The organism is Flavobacterium sp., assembly GCF_044341265.1.
Taxonomy (GTDB): domain Bacteria; phylum Bacteroidota; class Bacteroidia; order Flavobacteriales; family Flavobacteriaceae; genus Flavobacterium.
Map to the genome: position 1 here is coordinate 1 of NZ_JBIISA010000062.1, position 4,569 is coordinate 4,569.

General features: G+C 27.1%; 6 protein-coding genes. All 6 read left to right on the plus strand.

All coding sequences use genetic code 11. From position 1 onward, the window contains the following. The first annotated feature begins 263 nt into the window (after nt 1-263). Nucleotides 264-788: a hypothetical protein gene (locus tag ACIQ06_RS15885; RefSeq protein ID WP_396147906.1), complete on the plus strand. Its 525-nt coding sequence runs from the start codon at nt 264-266 to the stop codon at nt 786-788. Nucleotides 789-1,060: 272 nt separating this feature from the next. After that, nucleotides 1,061-1,399, plus strand: coding sequence for a type II toxin-antitoxin system RelE/ParE family toxin (locus ACIQ06_RS15890; protein ID WP_396147907.1), 339 nt, complete (start codon nt 1,061-1,063; stop codon nt 1,397-1,399). A gap of 1 nt (nt 1,400) precedes the next feature. Next, nucleotides 1,401-1,700, plus strand: coding sequence for a helix-turn-helix domain-containing protein (locus tag ACIQ06_RS15895; RefSeq protein ID WP_396147908.1), 300 nt, complete (start codon nt 1,401-1,403; stop codon nt 1,698-1,700). A 111-nt stretch (nt 1,701-1,811) separates the two neighbouring features. Next, on the plus strand, nt 1,812-2,258 hold the full coding sequence (locus tag ACIQ06_RS15900) for a thioredoxin family protein (RefSeq protein WP_396147909.1): 447 nt from the start codon (nt 1,812-1,814) through the stop codon (nt 2,256-2,258). A gap of 229 nt (nt 2,259-2,487) precedes the next feature. Then, nucleotides 2,488-3,264, plus strand: coding sequence for a hypothetical protein (locus tag ACIQ06_RS15905; protein ID WP_396147910.1), 777 nt, complete (start codon nt 2,488-2,490; stop codon nt 3,262-3,264). Between the two features lie 253 nt (nt 3,265-3,517). Next, nucleotides 3,518-4,474, plus strand: coding sequence for a tol-pal system YbgF family protein (locus ACIQ06_RS15910; protein ID WP_396147911.1), 957 nt, complete (start codon nt 3,518-3,520; stop codon nt 4,472-4,474). The last annotated feature ends 95 nt before the right edge of the window (nt 4,475-4,569 follow it).

Below are 4,569 nucleotides of genomic sequence, written 5' to 3' on the forward strand. Positions count from 1 at the left end.
CAAATTTACCGATACAAATAACTGTGGTGTAAATGTCTTTTTTCCTTGCATGAGTAAATTTAAAAAAAATCAAATTTATTTACAAGGTTTTGTATATTTGAGTTGTGCAACATGCACAGCGGTTTCATGAAATTGCAAGGCTTGGGATTTATCAGAATTGGTGATTTTTGAAGCTAAATTTTGTCTATATTTGTAATTGAGAGTGTTGAAAATTCGCAACTTTGTGAAGCAATGAAACGTCAGCTGTAATACAAAATCACGTCATGAAAAACAGAACCGAAGAGATTGAAAAATCGATAATGAGAAACCATGATAATAAACTAAAAAAATTGCTAAAGGAAGCTGTTCTTGAAAATGACACTTCAATTTTAGCAATTTTAAAAAACGCTATAGAAACTGAGCAGACGAATGGAGCCATAATAAGCGAAACAACCAAAGCATATTTTAGACTGAAAAGAAAAAATATTCATGATTGTAGCCCACTCTTTGAACTAATGAATATTGATGTTTATATTGTTCAAGAATCACTCTTAGATGTTTTGGGCTATGATAAAGTCATTCCAAGTTTGGAAGAACAAAAGACAATTATTGAAAAGTATTTTGATTTTGGTGCAGGGATTGACCTAAAATATTATTCCGATCCAAGATATGGTCTTGCTGCTGCATGTGCTGGATGGGACTTTGATGTAGTCGAACAATTTTTAAAAAACTGCATAACTATTAAAGATGTTCCTTTACAATATGTCGCCGAAAACTCATTGAAAAAAAAATATGTTAGATTAAGGTAGAAAATCAAGTACTATAGCTAACAGATGTTTAGCAAGATTGCAAATTTTGTAGTAAATTCACGTTCACGTTTCTCAGGCTACCAATCGAATCCCTTCGCATGATAACTAAATAAGCTAAAGCAGTAATTGAGAAATAAAACCAAATTAAAGTATTTTACCAAAAAATACTATATTTACAATATATGACACACGAAAGGATTCGCGCGTTAGCGAGGGAAAATAAAATTTGAAATTTATTTGTTATTTGTTAACTTTTAAGATAACTTTGTCAGATGTCTAGAGAGATTATATTCTACGAAAATCACTTTATAGAATTTTACCAGTCACAAGATGAAAAGGTTAAAGAGAAAATAAAGCACGTTCTCGAATTAATTAAACAAGTTGAAAAAGTTCCTGAAAAATTTTTAAAACATTTAACTGGAACAAATGGACTTTATGAAATAAGAATTGAATACAAGTCAAATATTTACAGAATTTTTTGCTGTTTTGATAAAGGAAAATTGGTTGTACTTTTTAATGGTTTTCAAAAAAAATCACAGAAAACACCAAAAAATGAATTAGAAAAAGCATTAATTTTAATGAATGAATATTTTCAACTAAAAAACAAATAAAATGAAAGATTATAAAAATATAAAAACATTTGATCAACTTATTGAAGTTGAACATGGAAAAATCGGAACTGAAAGCAGAAATGATTTCGAAGAAAAATCACAGATGTTTATCATCAGTGAAATGCTTAAGAGTGCCAGAAAAGAAGCTAAAATAACTCAAGAACAATTAGCTGAAAAAACTGGAACCAAAAAAAGTTATATTTCTAGAATTGAAAACGGAAAAGGAAACATTCAACTTTCTACTTTAATCAGGATTTTTGAAATTGGATTAAACAAAAGAATTGGATTAACGTTTTTGTAAATATTATTACATCCCTAAACAGCGTACAAAACTTCATTGTTAATTTTCAAACACTACCAATCGAATCCTTTCTTGAGGTAACAAAATAAGCTAAATCAGTAATTCGACAAAATGAAAACACTCAAATCAAAATTAATAATTGTAGCTATTTTTTTAATTTCAAGTTATAGTCAAGCTCAAAATAAAAAGTATACAGATTATGAAATCGCAAAAAGTGAGGCAATAAAGCAAAATAAAGACATTTTAATTGTCTTAACAGGTTCTGATTGGTGTAAACCTTGTATTAAAATGAAAAAAAATGTTTTTCTAAATCCCGAGTTTATAAAATTAGCAGAAGATAAACTTATAATAATGGAAATAAACCTAGAAAGACATATAGATATGGATTCAAAAGTTTATAAAGATTATGATTTTTTTAAAATGAAATATCAAACAAATACATTGCCTTGTCTAATTTTGATTGATAAAAATGAAGCTACGAAATCAGTAATTAGTGAAGGATTGACATCTTTTGATAGAACATATAAAAGAATAAGTGAACTAACAAGCAAACCGTAAAATATATTTACTATTGCAATAGCCATTTAGCGAGATTACAACTTTAAAGTAAATACACTTATACATTACACAGGAAATTTTATCTTTAACAGAAAATAAACGGATTACAAAACCCGCAACTATGCAAGACTAAAAACCTATAAAAAAAATTAAGTTTTGCCGTGAATCAAAGCTTTTGTGAATTGCCAGACTTTAGATTGAAAAACAATAAATTAAATGAAATAAAATTATGTCAAAATTGTCTAAATTATTTACGTTATTGATCACAGTAACATTGTTCTCATGTTCTGGTGATGAAGGTAATAATTCTACAGCCGTTAATCCGCCAGCTAATTCTTTAAAAAAAGTAACTGAAACAACCTATATTGCTGGAAATGTAGAAAATTTTTCGGCAAATTTTAATTACGAAAATGGTATCTTAAAAACTATTTCTGATCCTACAAATCGAATTGAAATTACCTATTCTAATAACAGAATTTCAAGCACAATATACTATAAAAACGAAGTAATTCAAAATAGTTATTCCTTCACTTATAATGGTAATTTATTGCAAACCATTTTGAATACAAAAAATAATTTTGAGCGAACGTTGTTTGATTATAATAATGGTATTTTGGTATCAGAAAAAAATCAAAGCCTAATTGGTTCAACATGGCAAACTGGATATACACAAAACTATGTTTTTACGAACGGAAATATTATTGAAGAAAATAGTATTTTTCAGAGTAATGCTCCTTACAAAAACACGTATGACTATGATACAAAATTAAATCCTATGCATTACATGAATCCAGATGTTAGAGAATTAATTGGTTTGGAATCTGCAAATTTAAAAACTTTAAATAATCAAACAAATATCTACAATTACTCAAATGCTTCATCAACAACACCGATTTTAGATTTTACATGCCAAATAACCTATAACGCTCAAAATTTACCAATTTCAATTAAGAAATACACGACGAGTAACACTTTAGTTTCTGAGGCTACTTTTGAGTATTACTAAGTATTATATTTTTTAAGAAAATAATCGGTTCGGAAAATCGCAACAAAGTAACGCGTTTTTGATTGCAAGACTTTGGATTGAGAAACAATAACTCGTTTTATAAAACATTTGAAATCCTTAATTGTGTTAAAGCAATTAAGGATTTTTTTATATATTTACTAATAGTTACAAACAGTTATAATTATTTGTAATGTTTGTTTGTGGCGTCTATATAAAAGTTAGCAGTAATATTACTGCTGAAAACCGAAAAACTATGAAAAACATAATTATTCCTATTTTCTTTCTTTTTTCAACAATTAGTTTTGGACAGAAAAAAAATTCAAATGAAGACTTAATATTATTTGAAAAAACTGTTGCAATACAAGAATTATTGAATGATGAATTAAGTCAATTCATTAATCCAAAAGATACAATCGATATGGATTATGAAGAAAAAATAAAAAGTCAAATTGCAATTGAAATCAAAGAAAATGTTCTTGAAAAAGTAATTCAAAACTATACAGAATTAATATCCGAATATCCAAAATCAAAGCTAATATTTAGGGCTTTAAACAATAAAGGTTTTGCTGAACTTGAACTCGAATATTATGGAGAAGCAGAAAAAACCTTTTTAAAAATCTTAAATAGCGATGCAAACGACAAAGAAAAAGGTGGAATTGGTTCAGGATTAATGGGTGAACCATATGCAAATTATAAAAATAGAGCTTGTAAAATATTAGCGGATTTAGAATTAAAAAAAGAGAATTTTACAAACGCACTAAAATATCTTGACACAACTAAAAAATACCCTTACCAACATTTTTGCGGAAATGAATTTGCTTCTGAAGAAATTTATATGGCAGAAATGTATTCAAAATGTTACTTAGGTCTTAATCAATATGATAAAGCATATGATATTCTACTACCAAACATAATAGAAAACGGTTTAGCAAGTAATTCTGAACTTATAGAAATAACTTTTAATGCGTTATTAAAAAATTATAAAAAAGAAGATTTGAAAAGTCAATTTGAAAATTCTTTTAAAAATGTTATTGCTCAAAAGGAAACTAGAAATAAAAATGAATATACTTATTACTACATAAACTTTTTAAATAGAAAAATTGAGCTAAGTTCTTGGAAATTAAACGAAATGCTAAATGAACAAGAGCGAGAAAAAATAACTGCCGAAATTCAAAATAATTCAGGGTTTTACAAGTTACTAATTAAATAAAAAATACTACTGCCAACAAACGTAACCGTTGCACAACCACCATTTTTTAAAAATAAAATCGTAAATTATAAAAAAACAACCTCTTTTAAAGCGAT